This is a genomic window from Paenibacillus sp. JNUCC32 (genome assembly GCF_014863545.1).
GTDB lineage: Bacteria > Bacillota > Bacilli > Paenibacillales > Paenibacillaceae > Paenibacillus_AQ > Paenibacillus_AQ lautus_A.
In genome coordinates this window covers 3851525-3867363 of sequence record NZ_CP062260.1, presented here as the reverse complement: position 1 = coordinate 3867363, position 15839 = coordinate 3851525, and the positions used below count along the sequence as shown (strand labels likewise).

At 51.2% G+C, this 15839-nt stretch carries 14 protein-coding genes; all 14 read left to right on the top strand.

Going from position 1 to position 15839, the window contains the following annotated elements:
* Positions 1–4 precede the first annotated feature (4 nt).
* Entirely contained in the window at positions 5–214 is a 210-nt protein-coding gene (locus tag JNUCC32_RS17395) for a hypothetical protein (RefSeq protein ID WP_015734058.1), read from the top strand.
* Between the two features lie 159 nt (positions 215–373).
* Positions 374–1441 (top strand): AI-2E family transporter, encoded by a 1068-nt coding sequence (locus JNUCC32_RS17390; RefSeq protein WP_009592785.1) that lies wholly within the window; start codon positions 374–376, stop codon positions 1439–1441.
* A gap of 422 nt (positions 1442–1863) precedes the next feature.
* A complete protein-coding gene (gene alaS, locus JNUCC32_RS17385; RefSeq protein ID WP_192569301.1) occupies positions 1864–4491 on the top strand; it encodes an alanine--tRNA ligase in 2628 nt (875 codons plus the stop codon).
* Positions 4492–4709: 218 nt separating this feature from the next.
* Positions 4710–4970 (top strand): IreB family regulatory phosphoprotein, encoded by a 261-nt coding sequence (locus tag JNUCC32_RS17380; protein WP_006208869.1) that lies wholly within the window; start codon positions 4710–4712, stop codon positions 4968–4970.
* Between the two features lie 12 nt (positions 4971–4982).
* Entirely contained in the window at positions 4983–5396 is a 414-nt protein-coding gene (gene ruvX / locus JNUCC32_RS17375) for a Holliday junction resolvase RuvX (RefSeq protein WP_015734060.1), read from the top strand.
* Between the two features lie 17 nt (positions 5397–5413).
* Positions 5414–5716 (top strand): DUF1292 domain-containing protein, encoded by a 303-nt coding sequence (locus tag JNUCC32_RS17370; RefSeq protein WP_015734061.1) that lies wholly within the window; start codon positions 5414–5416, stop codon positions 5714–5716.
* Positions 5716–6027 (top strand): DUF1292 domain-containing protein, encoded by a 312-nt coding sequence (locus tag JNUCC32_RS17365; RefSeq protein ID WP_175320776.1) that lies wholly within the window; start codon positions 5716–5718, stop codon positions 6025–6027. The genes JNUCC32_RS17370 and JNUCC32_RS17365 overlap by 1 nt, the downstream gene beginning before the upstream one ends.
* A gap of 93 nt (positions 6028–6120) precedes the next feature.
* Positions 6121–7164: an endolytic transglycosylase MltG gene (gene mltG / locus JNUCC32_RS17360; protein WP_192572690.1), complete on the top strand. Its 1044-nt coding sequence runs from the start codon at positions 6121–6123 to the stop codon at positions 7162–7164.
* Positions 7165–7266: 102 nt separating this feature from the next.
* Positions 7267–8199, top strand: a complete 933-nt coding sequence (locus tag JNUCC32_RS17355; RefSeq protein ID WP_192569300.1) for a peptidase U32 family protein — start codon at positions 7267–7269, stop codon at positions 8197–8199.
* Between the two features lie 12 nt (positions 8200–8211).
* Positions 8212–9555: a peptidase U32 family protein gene (locus tag JNUCC32_RS17350; RefSeq protein WP_192569299.1), complete on the top strand. Its 1344-nt coding sequence runs from the start codon at positions 8212–8214 to the stop codon at positions 9553–9555.
* A 215-nt stretch (positions 9556–9770) separates the two neighbouring features.
* Positions 9771–11945 carry a methyl-accepting chemotaxis protein gene (locus tag JNUCC32_RS17345; protein ID WP_009592774.1) on the top strand — a complete coding sequence of 725 codons (2175 nt, stop codon included), beginning with the start codon at positions 9771–9773 and terminating at the stop codon, positions 11943–11945.
* A 122-nt stretch (positions 11946–12067) separates the two neighbouring features.
* Positions 12068–13576, top strand: a complete 1509-nt coding sequence (locus JNUCC32_RS17340; RefSeq protein ID WP_192569298.1) for a spore germination protein — start codon at positions 12068–12070, stop codon at positions 13574–13576.
* Positions 13577–13582: 6 nt separating this feature from the next.
* Positions 13583–14689 (top strand): GerAB/ArcD/ProY family transporter, encoded by a 1107-nt coding sequence (locus tag JNUCC32_RS17335; protein ID WP_192569297.1) that lies wholly within the window; start codon positions 13583–13585, stop codon positions 14687–14689.
* On the top strand, positions 14682–15833 hold the full coding sequence (locus tag JNUCC32_RS17330; RefSeq protein ID WP_192569296.1) for a Ger(x)C family spore germination protein: 1152 nt from the start codon (positions 14682–14684) through the stop codon (positions 15831–15833). The genes JNUCC32_RS17335 and JNUCC32_RS17330 overlap by 8 nt, the downstream gene beginning before the upstream one ends.
* Positions 15834–15839: the final 6 nt, after the last annotated feature.

Genomic DNA, 15839 nt, shown 5'->3' with positions numbered 1-15839 from the left:
TAGGATGAAATGTCCAAACTGTAGTTCCAAAGATATCGGAAAAATCGGCTCCCACCAGTTTTATTGCTGGGGTTGCTTTATCGAATTGACGGTTAACGGAGAGAAAATGTCCGTATACCAGGTAGAAGAGGACGGCACGCTCAGCTCGCTGGATGATTTGTTCTTCGGCGATGACATGCAGCCGGATTTTCCTCAGATGCACGCGTCTTCCTGAAGAACGCGTACATAGCGTAAGATCAACGACTCCTTGCTTAAGGCCCGTGCGGCTGAGTAGCAGGAGTCTTTTTCATTTTGGCCGGCGGAAATGTTAGTTTATTTCTGGAAGCTTGTACATATACTACAGGGTAGCTTTCGAAAAAAGGAGGGTGCCTGTGTGGAACAGCTGACCGAGAACAAATGGTTTCGGTTGTTGGTTTGGTTGATGCTTGGACTCATCTCCCTTTATTTTGTCTGGCTGCTGCGCCCGCTGTTTCTGGATGTCTATCGCTTTCTTAAGGCCGTCCTGGCGCCATTTTTGGTTGCCATGATCATATCGTATGTGTTGAATCCGATTGTATGCACGCTCTCTGACCGCAAAGTTCCGCGGAGCATTGCGGTGCTGCTCATTTATGCCGTCTTCCTGACTTCGCTGGCCGTCATTCTGATCAATATGATTCCGATGCTGATCCGGCAGCTGGAGGAGCTCAACGAGCACTTGCCTGAATTATCGATGAACGCCCAAAGCCTGATGACCAATCTGGACAGCAGGCTGCTGCCCCCGGGAGTAAGGACAGGCGTCAACAGCTGGTTCCTGCAGATGGAGTCGAGGCTGGCCGGTGGAATTTCGGATTTCATGGACAATATCGGCAACACCATCAACATCCTGTTTAATGTGTTAATTGTTCCGTTCCTGATCTTCTACATATTAAAAGATTTTGAGGTGTTCCAGCGAACCGCCGTATCCTATCTGCCGCGGAGCCGCCGGAAGTCGATCGTCACGCTGCTGAAAGAGATCGACACGGCCCTCGGGAATTATGTCCGCGGACAATTTCTGGTATGCTTGATCATCGGCGTTCTCGCTTACGTGGGGTACATGATCGTGGGCATGCCGTACGCGCTGCTGCTGGCCAGCATCGTGGCGGTGTTTAACATCATCCCGTATCTAGGCCCCTTTCTCGGGGCAGCTCCTGCGCTTGTGATGGCATCCACGATTTCCTGGAGGATGGTGCTGCTGGTGGCGGTGGTCAATATGGTCTGCCAGACGCTGGAGAGCAATGTCATCTCGCCGCAAGTGGTCGGCAAGAAGCTGCATATGCATCCGCTTCTGATCATATTTGCGCTCCTTGTCGGCGGACAGGTGGCAGGAACCGTGGGTCTGATTCTGGCCGTACCGGTCTTTGCCGTCATCAAAGTGCTGCTGCAGCATGTTTTCGCTTATTATGTCAGGAAGAAATCCGGTTGACCCCTTCGGCCGATAACCAGGCATGTTCATGCATTGACAGATGGATTCCCCCTATATATACTTGAAATGATAAACCTATAACCGTTAAAATCGATGACAAAATCGAGTAGGCTTTGTGCACCTTGCCCAGAGAACAGGTTCCTGCCCGGAGAATTTCCGGCTGGCTGCGAGAACCTGGAAGCGTCCCTAGCCGAATGCTAATTTTCGAGTGTGATTCAAAATTCACCGGGCGGCTCCCGTTATCAAGCTGTTACGAGGCGATCGTCGTATTCGTTATCCAAGGAAGACATGCTGGAGGATGAATGGACGATAACCAGGGTGGTACCGCGAGAACATTCGTCCCTGAATTATATTCAGGGGCGTTTTTTGTGTTCGGATACAAATGATTGTATCCCTATATTATGACTGAAGGAAGTGTAGAGATGAAAGCTAGTGAGATCCGTTCCAAATGGCTAGAGTTTTTTGCAGAGAAAGGCCACAATATTGAACCGAGTGCATCGCTTGTACCGCATAATGACCCGTCCCTGCTCTGGATTAATGCAGGCATGGCTCCGCTCAAGCCTTACTTCGACGGGCGCGTGAAGCCGGAAAATCCGAGAATTGCCAACTCGCAGAAATGCATTCGTACCAACGATATCGAGAATGTCGGCAAGACCCGCCGGCACCATACATTCTTCGAAATGCTGGGCAACTTCTCCATCGGCGACTATTTTAAAGAAGAAGTGATCACCTGGGCCTGGGAATTCCTGACGGACAAAAAGTGGATCGGCTTCGATCCGGAGAAGCTGTCCGTAACCGTGTATCCGGAGGACGAGGAGGCCTATAAACTGTGGAACGAGAAAATCGGTCTCCCGAAGGAGCGCATCATCAAGCTGCAGGATAACTTCTGGGATATCGGCGAAGGACCATGCGGACCTTGCACCGAGATTTTCTATGACCGCGGCGAAGGATACGACACGGAGGCACCCGAATCCGAAATGTTCCCCGGCGGCGAGAACGAACGCTGGCTTGAAGTATGGAACCTCGTGTTCTCCCAGTTCAACCACAACAAGGACGGCAGCTATACACCGCTTCCGAACAAGAACATCGATACGGGCGCAGGTCTGGAGCGCTTTGCTTCCATTCTGCAAAACGTGGCTTCCAATTTCGATACCGACCTGTTCCAGCCGATCATTCAGAAGACGGCAGAACTTGCCGGCGTAAAATACAACGAGAAGACGGAATACGATATCGCTTTGAAAGTCATTGCAGACCACATCCGTACGGTTGCATTCGCGGTAGGCGATGGCGTGCTGCCTTCCAACGAAGGCCGCGGCTATGTCATCCGTCGTTTGCTCCGCCGCGCGGTTCGTTACGGAAAGGTGCTCGGACTGGACAAACCGTTCATGTATACTTTGACCGGAACCGTAGGCGATATTATGGGAGTATACTACCCAGAGGTCGTTGAGAAGCGCGCCTTTATCGAGAAGGTCATTGCGACGGAAGAAGAACAGTTCCATAAAACGCTCTCGGACGGCTTGAACATCCTGGCTGACGTCAGCGCCGAAGCGAAGAAGCAGGGCAAATCCGTCATCAGCGGCAGCGACGCGTTCAAATTGTACGATACGTACGGCTTCCCGTTTGATTTAACGGAGGATTATGCGTCCGAACACGGATTGACCGTGGACCGCGAGGGCTTTGATGCCGCGATGAAGGAACAGCGTGACCGTGCGCGCGCAGCCCGTCATGAAACGGAAAGCATGAAGGTCCAAGGCGGCGTTCTTTCCGATTATACGGTTAAAAGTGAATTTGTTGGATATAATGACACCGTCAGCGAGGCGAAAGTGCTCGCCATTGTGTCCGGTGACAGCTTTGCGGACAGCGTCAGTGAAGGCGAGACCTGTCAGGTCATTCTGGACGTTACCCCGTTCTATGCGGAAAGCGGCGGCCAGGTCAGCGATCAGGGGATGTTGGAAGGCGGATCCGTGCGTGCCCGAGTGGAAGGCCTCTTCAAGGCTCCGCATGGACAGCATGTGCATTTCGTAACCGTCGAGCTCGGCGAGCTCAAAGTGGGCGATACGGTCAAGGCGCAGGTCGACTCGGCTATGCGCAATGACATCGTCAAGAACCATACAGCGACTCACCTTTTGCATAAAGCGTTGAAGGAAGTGCTTGGCGATCATGTCAATCAGGCAGGTTCCCTTGTCGAACCGCAGCGTCTGCGCTTCGACTTCTCCCACTTCGGCAGCATTACGCAGGAGGAACTGGCCGATATTGAGAGCCGCGTGAATGAACAGGTATGGAAGAGCGTTCCGGTCGTTATCGAGCGCAAGGCCATTGATGAAGCGAAGGCGATGGGCGCCATGGCCTTGTTCGGCGAGAAATACGGCGATATCGTCCGTGTCGTTCAGGTCGGGGATTACAGCATCGAGCTGTGCGGCGGATGCCATGTGGACAACACGTCCCAGATCGGAATCTTCAAGCTGCTTGGCGAGAGCGGCATCGGCTCCGGCGTTCGCCGCATTGAAGCCGTAACGGGACGTTACGCTTATGAGCACCTGGAGGGCCAAATGGACCTGCTCAAGCAGGCTGCCGGCTTGCTGAAGAGCAATCTTGCGGACGTGCCGAAGCGGATCGAAGGCCTGAACCAACAGGTGAAGGATCTTGCCCGGGAGAACGAGTCCCTGCAAGGGAAGCTGGGAGCCATTGAAGCCAGCCAGCTGACCGACAAAGTGAAGCAGGTCGGCAACACGTCGCTGCTGGCAGCCGAAGTACAGGCCGGCAGCATGGACGGACTCCGCGGCATCGCTGACGAATTGAAGGGCAAGCTGCCCGAGACCATTCTTGTGCTCGGCTCCAAAGCAGGCGACAAGGTGAATTTCGTCGTAGCGGTTCCGCAGGAGCTGGTGAAGCAGGGCTATCATGCCGGCAAGCTGGTTAAGGAAGTCGCATCGGTATGCGGCGGGGGCGGCGGAGGCCGTCCGGATATGGCCCAAGCCGGGGGCAAGGATGCTTCCAAGCTTGCCCAGGCGCTGCAGCATGCGGAGGACCTCGTAGCCCGGGGCGTGTAAACATGATTTGTCCAGATTGTGTACGGCAGGCGACCGTAAGCGGGAAGCGGCATTTGCTGTACACAATCCCGAATTTTTTGGAACACTCTCTAAATATTTCGCTTTGGATTTCCGTAGAGACTTAGGATTATGTTATGATATAACTAGATCAAGCTGGTAAATATTTATTCGACGAAGCATGGTAAACATGTTCTTTGAAGAAGCGAGGTGTGTCACACATGGACTCCATGGATAAGACAGTCAAGTTCAATGTAAAAGGTGATGAAAAGGAGGCTTCCGCCCAGGACATTCTACTTTCGGTATACGATTCGCTGGTAGAGAAGGAGTACAATCCGATTAACCAAATCGTAGGGTATCTTTTGTCCGGGGATCCCGCTTATATACCTCGGCACAATAATGCCAGAAGTTTGATCCGGAAAAAAGAGCGAGATGAATTGATTGAAGAACTGGTCCGGTTCTACTTAGCCAGTCACCGTTAGGAGCACACAGGGATGAAGAAGATCATGGGATTAGATTACGGGGACCGCAGAATCGGTGTTGCCATCAGCGACGCGTTCGGATGGACGGCCCAAGGGGTTGAAGTTATCGAACGCCGCCGCGACGAAGGCGAGCTGGACAGAATTGCCGCACTCGTCAAAGACAACGAGGTCGGCGAGATTGTGGTCGGCCTGCCTAAGAATATGAACGGCACGATTGGTCCGCGGGGCGAAATCTGCATGGAATTCGCAAACACGTTGCGAGAGTCCCTATCCTTACCCGTTCACCTTTGGGATGAACGGCTATCAACAGTATCCGCTGAAAGGACATTGCTTGAAGCCGATGTCAGCCGAAAGAAGCGAAAACAGGTTGTAGATAAAATGGCGGCAAGCTTGATTTTGCAAAACTACTTGGATTCTAAAAGGTAAAGGTGAGGGTGATTACAATGGCTAATGAGCATATTGGTATGGAAGAAGAACCGGAAATTATTTATATTCCCGACGATGAAGGCAACGAGGAAGAGTTCGAAGTCATCATGAAATTCGAAGTGGATGGCTCGGATGCCAAATATATGATGGTCGTACCAAGGGAGTCTGCAGAAGAAGAGACCGACGAGGTTTACGCCTTCCGTTATGAGGAAGACGGAGAAGACCTGAAATTGTTTATGATCGAAGACGATGAAGAATGGGCCATTGTTGAAGAAACCTTCAATACGCTCGTGGAAGAGCTGGACGGGAGAGACGAATGATGTCTGATTTTTCGGTTGAGAATATCGTATGGACCCAAGCCCTTAAGGAAGCATTCGGGGAGAGTGTTGAGCTTGAGGACGATAAAGGCCATCTCGAGGTTTATGATATTGCCGCCGAATTTGAAGTGGATGGTCAAGGATATGCCATTCTGGTTCAGCCGGACCGCACCGATGAGGAGTACGAGGTTCTCCGGATCGTGAAGAATGCGGATGGCGGATTGGAGCTGGCCACCATTGATGACGACGAGGAATGGGAGAATGTGTCCGAGCTCTACGATGAGCTGACGTTTCCCGAGGGAGACGAGGACTAAGTTCCCTCCTGCAGGGCACATGCTTAATTTTCAAATGAAAGTTCAGGAAGGGGCGGAGCTGTCCGCCCCTTTTGGTGTGAAGGGATGAGTAGATTGAAGAAACTGGCAATAGCAGCATTGGTTCTGATCCTCATTGCAGGCGGGGCCGTATTCTACGTATGGAATGGTTTGCAACCCGTTCAGAGCTCGGAAACTCCCGTCGAATTCACCGTGGAGTCCGGCATGAGCACATCCTCTATCGCCGATCTGCTTGAGGAAAAGGGACTGATCAAAAATGCTCTCATACTTAAAGGTTATCTGAAGCTTAGCGGCGAAGGCAGCCGTCTCATGGCGGGCACCTATGAAGCAACGCCGGGCACTCCCTTCCAGGAGCTGTTATCCAAGATGAACAACGGCGAAGTGAAGCCTGAGGAAATGGTCCGTTTCACGATCCCCGAAGGATATACGATCCTTCAGATGGCGGAAACCATCGCTCGCGAGAGCGGCATCGACGAGAAGGAGTTCCTGGAGGTTGTGGATCAGCCATCCGGCTGGAATGTGCCTATAGCGGAAGAGATTCCCGCAGAAGCAAATCTGAGGCATCATCTGGAGGGCTACTTATTCCCGGCGACCTATGAACTGCCGAAGAAGGATCTAACGGCAAAAGGGATCGCAGAGACCATGCTGAAGGAAACCGAGAAGCGTTTGGCTGAAATTCCGGATTGGGAGAGCCAACTGGAGGCGCGAGGCGTGACGTTCCATGAGCTCATGACCATCGCTTCGCTGGTGGAGCGGGAAGTGGTTGCGGACCAGGAGCGCGCCCTGGTAGCCGGCGTGATTTATAACCGGCTGGAAGAGGATATGAGGCTTGAAATCGATGCGACCGTTCAATATCTGTTAGATAAGCCGAAGGAGCGGCTGCTTTACGCCGACCTGGAGGTCGAGAGCCCGTACAACACTTATCGTCAAAAGGGACTTCCGCCGGGGCCTATCTCGAGCCCGAGCCTGGAATCCATTCAGGCAGCCCTGAACCCGGAGAAATCCGATTATTTGTTCTATGTGACGAAGAAGGACGGTACGCAAGAGCATCTCTTTGCCAAAACGTACAAAGAGCATTTAAAAAACATCGAGGCCAGCAAAAAGATGGCACAACAATAATATGACGTGTTCAGCAAGTCCGATTGCGGCAGGCAGGCGACGCCTCAACCCTACGGCATGAAAGAGGCTTGTTGAACAACCTCTAATAGGGAGGAAATCATCATGAGTATCAAACCTGAATTATTGGCGGCAGCCGGCTCCGTGGCCGATGCTGCTGCTTACTTGGAAGCCGGAGCCGATGCGCTGCTTGTCGGCGAAGACCGCTTCGGCATGAGATTGCCCGGCAGTTTGACCCTGGACGAAATTGCGCAAGTCGTGCAGCTTGCTCACGGGCATGGAAGCAAAGTGTACGTAAGCTTGAACAACTTAATGACCAATGATTTGCTGCCGGAGCTTCCCGCTTATGTTAAAGCGATCGGAGACATCGGAGTGGATGCGGTGGAATTCAACGATCCCTCGGTGCTAACCACCGTAAAAGACTTGGCTCCGCAGGTAAAGCTCCACTGGAATGCGGAAATGACCGCCACCAACTATTCAACGGCCAATTACTGGGGAAGCAAAGGCGCCTCCCGGGTTATTCTGGCGCGTGAATTGAATATGGACGAAGTCACGGACATGAAGCCGCAGCTTCAGCTGGAAGCGCAGGTCCAGGTCCACGGCATGACCAACATCTATCACTCCAAGCGGCGCCTGGTGAACAGTTACATGCAGCAGCAGGGCAGACCGGTCAATGACGGCAGCCTGGGCAAAGAGCGAGGCCTGTTTCTCATCGAGGCCGAACGCCAGGACGAGAAATATCCGATCTATGAGGATATCAATGGCACCCATATCATGAGTTCGGAGGATATCTGCATTCTGGAGGATCTGCATCTGCTGATGGCAGCAGGCGTGGACAGCTTTAAGGTGGAGACCCTGCTGAAGCCGCGCCATTACAATGAGGTTGTAATTCGAACGTATCGTAACGCGGTCGATCTCTATGCTGCAGACGCTTCAGCTTATGCATTTCAGGAAGAGTGGATGGACGGAATCCGCGCGATTCAGGATCCGGAACGCGAATTGTCGTTTGGATTTTTCTACAAGGAACAAGTTTATTAAGGAGTGGACAGCATGGAAGCAATGGCACAGCCAAAATACAAAGGCAAACGCTATCGCCTGGACAAGCCGGAATTGCTCGCCCCGGCCGGTAATTTGGAAAAACTGAAATTTGCGGTGCATTATGGCGCCGATGCGGTATATATCGGAGGACAGAAATACGGCCTTCGTTCGAATGCGGACAACTTCAGCTTCGAAGAAATGAAAGAAGGCGTGGAATTCGCGAAGAAATACGGCGCGAAGGTGTTTGTGGCCACCAACATTTATGCGCATAACGAGGACATCGAAGGCATCGAATCCTACCTGCGAAGCCTGGAAGAAGCAGGCATTGCAGCGATCATCGCTGCCGATCCGGCGATTATCGAGGTTGCCAAGCGCGCTGCGCCTAAACTTGAAGTGCATCTGAGCACGCAGCAGTCCACGCTCAATTGGCAGGCCGTGAAATTCTGGAAGGACGAAGGATTGCCGCGGGTCGTACTGGGACGGGAGGCAAGCCTGGAGGAAATCGCATCGATTAAAGAGCATGTTGACATTGAGATCGAAGCCTTTATCCATGGAGCAATGTGCTCCTCGTTCTCCGGTCGCTGCGTATTGTCCAACCATTTTACGGACCGTGATTCCAACCGGGGGGGATGCTGCCAATCCTGCCGTTGGAAATATGATTTGTTCGAGGATGGACGAGAAGAGCAGGGACATTGGGTGTCGGAAGAGCAGCAGCTGATGGAACAGCCTGCCCCTGCTCCATCCCCGTTCAAACCGGGCGTTACCCAGATCCCGCTGTTCCAGCCGGAAGATAATCAGTTTACGATGGGGTCGAAGGATCTCTGCATGTTGGAGCATATTCCGGATCTGATCGAGGTCGGAATCGACAGCTTCAAGATTGAGGGACGGATGAAATCGATCCATTACGTTGCGACCGTGGTCAATGTGTATAGACAGGCGATTGATTCTTACATGGCCGACCCTGACCATTATGTATTGAAGCCGGAATGGATCGAGGAGATTAATAAAGCGGCCAACCGACCGCTGAATACTGGATTTTTCTATGATACGCCGGACCATGAGGATCATATTTATGAACCGGAAGAGAAGGCGGTGCCTTATGATTTCGCCGGATTGGTGATGGAATATGACGAACACTCGGGAACGGCCGTCATCCAGCAGCGGAACCACTTTAAGCCGGGGGATCAAATCGAATTTTTCGGGCCGGAAGGGACCTTCTTTAAGCAGACGGTTGGGCCTATCCAGGATGAGGATGGAAGCGAACTGGATGCAGCTCGCCATCCCCTTCAGCTCATTCGCATGAAGGTGGATCAGCCGGTGCGTCATTTTGATATGATGCGAAAACGCAAAGGATAATAAAACATAGTTCTTAAGAACTACACAATTGAGAATCCGGGTCTGTGGATGGACCTTGGATTCTTTTTGTTTACAAAAAAATTAGGATTTAAGAATTATTTTTTTGCGAAAACCCAAAGGAAAACACCCCCAATTGTCGAAATAAAGAGTAACGAATACGTTTCAGGGGATTGGACCGACGTATTAATAATATGATTGTGGTAGGTGAACAGCTAATGTCAGAAGTTGAGCAGCATGATAAGAAACCGAAAAAGGACAAGAAGCCCGGGGGAAACAAAGAGAAAAAGAAAACGCCTTCGGCATCATCAGGGATACATACTGCCAAGTCGTTCGTTTCCAACATGGGAACGGCCATAAGCCGGATGCCGATGAACCCGGCAAAATCCGTCGGAATCCGGTTGTTCCTGATCTTTTTGTCAGCCATTGTATTTTTTGTGATCGTCCTGGGGTATCTGTCTTACAACAAGGCAAAGGACACGATTGAGAAGAATGCTGCAAACGGCAATCAGCAGACGATTATCCAAACCTCCGAGAAAATCGACATCATTCTGGATAAGTACGAGAATGCCGGCAGACAAATCTTCTATGACATTGAATTGCAGAAATTGTTGTCCGAGTACACGGATAAGAAGTTAAGCGAGTACGATGCGTTTACGGTAGAGCGGACCATCCGCGATAAACTATCCAATCAGATTACGTCGGACTCGGCCATCAGAGCCATTTATTTGATCCCTTCCAAGGGAGAGAAGATCATATCCGCAGGACAATCCTCGGAATCCTCCAAAACCGTCCTTGAGCAAAGCTGGTATGCCGAACTGAAGGAAGGCGACAAGAAGATTATGTGGCTGCCAACGATGCAGAACAGCGGTGCTCCGTATTTCACGATTGCCCGCTCCTTGGGTTCCATGAACGACCTGACGTCTACGTATGTCGTCATGTTTGAACTGAACGCCTCGGTGCTGGATGCCCAGCTGAAGGGAATTAACCTTGGCGAGAACGGTCAACTGCAATTGATCAGTCCGGAAGGCATCGTTGTTTCCTCCAGCGATTCCTCCATCGTGGGTTCGGAAACCGCTTGGACGTTTGCGAAAGAGTTTCCGGCCGACACCAAAACGGATGACGTAAGAACGAAGGATGAGGAAGGAAGAAATGTACTGGCGGTTTACAATACGCTGAGCACGAACGATTGGAAGCTCGTAGGCTCTGTCCAAACCAGCGAGCTCACGAAGGATGCCTCCAGCATACTGGTCATCACGCTGATCGTGGCTGCGATCGACGTTATTTTTGCCATTCTGATCGGTATTTGGATGGTAAGAATGATTGCCCGTCCGATAGGCAAGCTGAACCTGCTGATGAAGGAAGGCGCTAAAGGGAATTTGAATGTTCGTACAGACCATAAGAGCCAGGACGAAATCGGTCAGCTCTCGGCCAGCTTCAACGATATGATGGAGCAGATTACCGGACTCGTGCAGCAAACGAGCAATACCGCCCAGGAAGTGCTTCGAACGGCTGCAGAATTAAGCGATGCCTCGAAGAAGACTGCGATTTCGGCCAAAGAAATTGCCGTGGCTACCGAGGAAATTGCGAACGGAGCCAGCAGTCTGGCAGTTGAAGCAGAGCGTGGCAGCGATCTGACCAACAACATCTCGAAGCAGATGCAAATCGTTGTTACGGCTAACGAAGAGATGGGCAAATCGGCCCGTCACGTAGAAAGCTCCAGTGAGCTGGGAACGAAGCATTTGAGCGACTTGCTGGATAAGACCCATCAGACCGAGGATATGACCCGCTCGATGATGCATAAGGTTGATGGCTTGAAGGAAACGACATCTTCGGTTGCCAAAGTGCTTGATGTGCTTCAGAACATCACTAAGCAAACGAACATCCTCTCCTTGAATGCAACGATCGAAGCGGCCCGTGCCGGAGCAGCCGGTAAAGGCTTCATGGTCGTGGCCGATGAAATCCGCCAGTTGGCAGACCAATCCAGGCAATCCATCGATATGGTCAGCCAAATTACGGACCGCATCATGGCCGAGATGAACGAAACCGTGCAGGTACTGCTCGATGCGAACCCGCTCTTCAAAGGTCAGATGGATGCCGTTAAGGAAACGAACGATATCTTCGTATCCGTTCAACAGCAGATGGTAGAATTTATCGATCGCTTGGATTCCGTCACGCATTCGATTGATGAGTTGAATGAATCTCAAAATGTGCTTTCGGAAGCGATGAGCAATGTGAGCGCGGTAGCCGAAGAATCCTCCGCAACTTCGGAAGAGGTGGCTTCTCTCTCCACAGAGCAGCAAAGCGTCAGCAGTCAGCTGGTCAATCTGTCAACACAGCTTGAGAATGTATCGAATGAGCTGAAAGAGACCTTGTCTCGTTTTAGATTATAGAAAGTTGTTTCATAGGCTGTTCCATCCGTTAAGCGGTAGGAGCAGCCTTTTTTCTGTTACGGATAAAAATGGATTTCAGAGGGTATCATAACGGAGAATATGGTTGAAGGAGTCGAGGTCACATGAAGACGAAGCAGCCTGGCCAAACGCCTGAATTCCTGTCAACGCACCTAAAGGAAAACCTGGAAACATTAAGTCTGTTGCTCAATGACCCCAGCGACCTCACCACCAAAGTGCTTCAGGTTGGGGGTGTTTCATATACCTCGGCCATTGTCAGCTTGGAAGGATTATCCGATCAGTTGTTGATTAAGGAGCAGATTATCCAGCCGATTCAGCATAACCCGGAGCAATACGCGTCATCCATGAAGGATGTGCGGCATGTTCTCCATGAAATCGAGAATCGGATGATATCCCTGCAGATCACCAACCGAACGAGACGCTGGGATGAAGTCATTCCGGTCATTCTTTCGGGCGATACGATTCTTATGCTGGAGGGTACGGATGAGGTCCTGCTGATCAAAACCCGCAAATGGCCGGGACGGAGCATTGAGGAACCTCAAACCGAAGCGCTGGTGCGCGGCCCGAGAGTAGGATTTACGGAAAGCATCTACACTAACATCTCCCTGCTGCGAAGACATATTCGCGAGCCCAATCTGACGATCGACCCCCATATCATCGGCAGGCGATCGAACCAGTCGCTTGCGGTCGTCTATATTAAAGGATTGACGAATCCGGAGCTGATCGAAGAAGTCAACCGCCGGCTGAAGTCGCTGGATCTCGACTATGCCCCTGAATCCGGGACGGTGGAGCAATGGATCGAGGACAGCTTTTTATCGCCGTTTCCCCAGATCCTCAATACCGAGCGACCGGATAAAGTCACTTCCGCCCTGCTGCAGGGAAAAGTAGCGATTTTGCTGGACGGTACCCCTTTTGTGCTTCTGCTTCCGTTTACTTTCATTTCCCTGTTACATTCCCCGGAGGATTATTACGAACGATGGAGCATTGGTTCGCTGATACGTTTGCTGCGTCTTGTGGCCATCGGAATTACCTTGTTTCTTCCCGCGCTGTATATTGCCATCCTGTCTTTCCATCCCGGCATGATCCCGTTTAAGCTCGTATTCTCGATTGCTGCTTCACGGGAAGGGGTGCCCTTTCCTGCAGTGATCGAAGCCTTACTGATGGAAGTTACACTGGAATTGCTGCGCGAAGCGGGAATTCGCCTGCCGAAACCGATAGGTCAAACGATCGGTATTGTCGGAGGACTTGTGATCGGGGAGGCTGCGGTTCAGGCGGGGATCGTGAGCCCGATTATGGTCATCATCGTGGCACTGACAGCAATATCCTCCTTTGCCATTCCGTCTTACAGCGCAGGCATTTCTTTTCGAATGCTGCGCTTTGCGATCATGATTGCTGCAAGCTTTTTGGGACTGTATGGGATCGTGCTGACCTTTATCATGATCTGTATCCACTTGATGAGGCTGCATAGTTTCGGAATCCCGTATCTGAGTCCCATTGCCCCCTCTGTTCAGCACGATTGGAAGGATATGTTTATCCGCGTGCCGGTGACTTGGCTTACGCTCAGACCTTTATTTATGAAGCCCCAGGATATCCATCGGGCAAAAAAGCGGTGATTCGTATTGAACCTTAACCAACGAAGCAGTCAAACAATCGGCAGAAAAGAGATTGTCTACTCTGTCAGCAATATGATGATTGGACTCGGAATCCTCACGCTCCCTCATACGATTGCGAAGAAGACCCAGTTCTCGGATGGCTGGATGCCGATCATTCTGGGCGGCATGATCGCATTTGTATTTGCTTGGGCCATCGGCGTATTGGCTTCGAGGTTTCCCGGTAAAAACTATCATGCAATGGCCTCGATGATTTTGAGCCGAAAAGCAGCCCATGTGTTGACGCTGTTAATGAGTCTCTACTTTTTGTTATTTGTCAGTTATCAAGTGCGCGGCGTTTCTACGATAACGAGGCTGTATTTATTCGATAACACGCCGGAGGAAATCATCGGGCTGGTTTACTTGCTGGTATTAATCTATGCCGTTGCCGGTCCAAGCATCGCTTTGGTGCGCTTGAACCTGATTTTCTTTCCCATCGTTGTCACGATTTTGCTGCTGATCGTCCTCTTGAATCTTGGAAGCTTAAACATGCACTTTCTGCTGCCTGTGTTTAAAACCGATTGGAGAAGAATCGTTGCCTCTTCGAAGGATACGGTATTCTCCTACCTCGGACTGGAGATCATGCTGTTCTACAACATCTATGTCGCTAGGAAAAGCAAGCTTCCAGGCTCTCTCTTACGCGGGCTGCTGATACCGATCTGCATATACTTTGTTGTTTTTGTGTTTGTCATTGGCGTTTTTGGACCGATGGTGGTTTCCAATACGCTGTATCCGTTAGCCGAATTGGCCAAAGAGGTTGAAGTTCCGGGAGGAATATTCGAACGGTTTGAATTTTTCTTTTTTGTCATCTGGTTGATGACGTTGTTCAGCACGAATGCGATGGCGTTTGACGTGGCTTTATTGGCGCTGGAATCCGTATTCCCTAAACATCGAAGATTTATGATGATCCTTGTTCTTGGACCGGTACTGTTCATTCTCGGTTTATTGCCGAGCTCGCTCCGAGAACTCAACGTATTTGCCGAATGGATCAGTTATATGGGGGTCGGATTCGCATGGGTGCTTCCGGCACTGCTGCTCTTGATCGCTAAAGTTCGGGGGGTGAAGGGGGATGGCTAGAAAACTCCGGATGTTCCTGGCGCTTATGCTTTTATGGCCGACAGCCGGCTGCTGGGACCGCATCGAAATCGAGGAGCGCGGATTTGTAGTCGGCACGGCTCTTGACGCGGCAGAGGAAGGAGAAATTAAGCTTACGTTTCAAATTGTCGTGCCTACGCAGATGAAAGGCTCCAGCGGCCAAAAGAGTGAGGGGGGGAGCCCTTTTATCAATCTGTCCTCGACCGCGAGCAGTGTATTCAAAGCCGCACGGAAGATGTCGAATGAGATCAGCCGCTCTCCTTACCTGGCCCATAATCAAGTGATCATTATCTCCGAAGCGCTGGCCGGAACGGAGCACATAGGCGATGTACTGGATTTGTTTGTCCGGGATCCGGAGAACCGGCGAGCTTCCAATATTATGGTCGCTGAGGGAGAGGCAAGCAAGATCCTGGAGATCCATTCAAAGATCGAAACCTTGCCCGTGCAGTACATTCGTTCGACGCAAGAAAATAAGGACAAAAGCGAATCCATCACGCCTCCAACGAATATGGGGGAACTGCATCATTTCCTGTTGTCCAAGTCGAGTTATGCGCTGCCCCGGGTATCGATCACGCAAGACGACAGAGTATCCACCAGCGGCGCGGCTGTGTTTAACGGCGAGAACTACAGGTTCATGGGATTCCTGGACAACGATGAAACCACGGGCCGGAACATGATGCAGGGAACGGTAAAAACCGCATCCCTGGAACTGGTCGTTCACGGCAAACAGCTCGTTTATGAAGTCAGGGAATTCAACCGGATCATTCGAGTCCATCTGGACGATCGCGGACTTCCCGAGTTTGACGTTGAAATTTCGGTTAGAGGCAATATTGGGGAAGCTGAGCTGGAAGAGAGCGAAATCGTTCGCGAACTAAACGGGGAGATCAAACGCAAGGCGGAGGAACGGATCAAGGAAATCGCAATGGATGTCATTCAAAAGGCCCAGAACGATTATAAATCGGACTTTTTGGGCTTCTGGAAGAAATGCCAAGAGCAGGAGTACGAAACTTGGAACCGTTACAAGGACGACTGGGACCGAGGTCAAAACATTTTTTCGCAATGCAAGATCCATGTGCACGCAGACGCAAGAGTCCGAACCATTGGAACCATTACCGGGACGGAATAAGGAAGG

Excerpts from the sequence above, each read along its gene's own strand:
- JNUCC32_RS17380 (WP_006208869.1), top strand. The coding sequence starts at position 4,710 with ATGGACTCCATGGATAAGACAGTCAAGTTCAATGTAAAAGGTGATGAA.
- JNUCC32_RS17370 (WP_015734061.1), top strand. The coding sequence starts at position 5,414 with ATGGCTAATGAGCATATTGGTATGGAAGAAGAACCGGAAATTATTTAT.
- ruvX (WP_015734060.1), top strand. The coding sequence starts at position 4,983 with ATGAAGAAGATCATGGGATTAGATTACGGGGACCGCAGAATCGGTGTT.
- JNUCC32_RS17365 (WP_175320776.1), top strand. The coding sequence starts at position 5,716 with ATGTCTGATTTTTCGGTTGAGAATATCGTATGGACCCAAGCCCTTAAG.
- alaS (WP_192569301.1), top strand. The coding sequence starts at position 1,864 with ATGAAAGCTAGTGAGATCCGTTCCAAATGGCTAGAGTTTTTTGCAGAG.
- JNUCC32_RS17330 (WP_192569296.1), top strand. The coding sequence starts at position 14,682 with ATGGCTAGAAAACTCCGGATGTTCCTGGCGCTTATGCTTTTATGGCCG.
- JNUCC32_RS17350 (WP_192569299.1), top strand. The coding sequence starts at position 8,212 with ATGGAAGCAATGGCACAGCCAAAATACAAAGGCAAACGCTATCGCCTG.
- JNUCC32_RS17355 (WP_192569300.1), top strand. The coding sequence starts at position 7,267 with ATGAGTATCAAACCTGAATTATTGGCGGCAGCCGGCTCCGTGGCCGAT.
- JNUCC32_RS17345 (WP_009592774.1), top strand. The coding sequence starts at position 9,771 with ATGTCAGAAGTTGAGCAGCATGATAAGAAACCGAAAAAGGACAAGAAG.
- JNUCC32_RS17395 (WP_015734058.1), top strand. The coding sequence starts at position 5 with ATGAAATGTCCAAACTGTAGTTCCAAAGATATCGGAAAAATCGGCTCC.
- JNUCC32_RS17340 (WP_192569298.1), top strand. The coding sequence starts at position 12,068 with ATGAAGACGAAGCAGCCTGGCCAAACGCCTGAATTCCTGTCAACGCAC.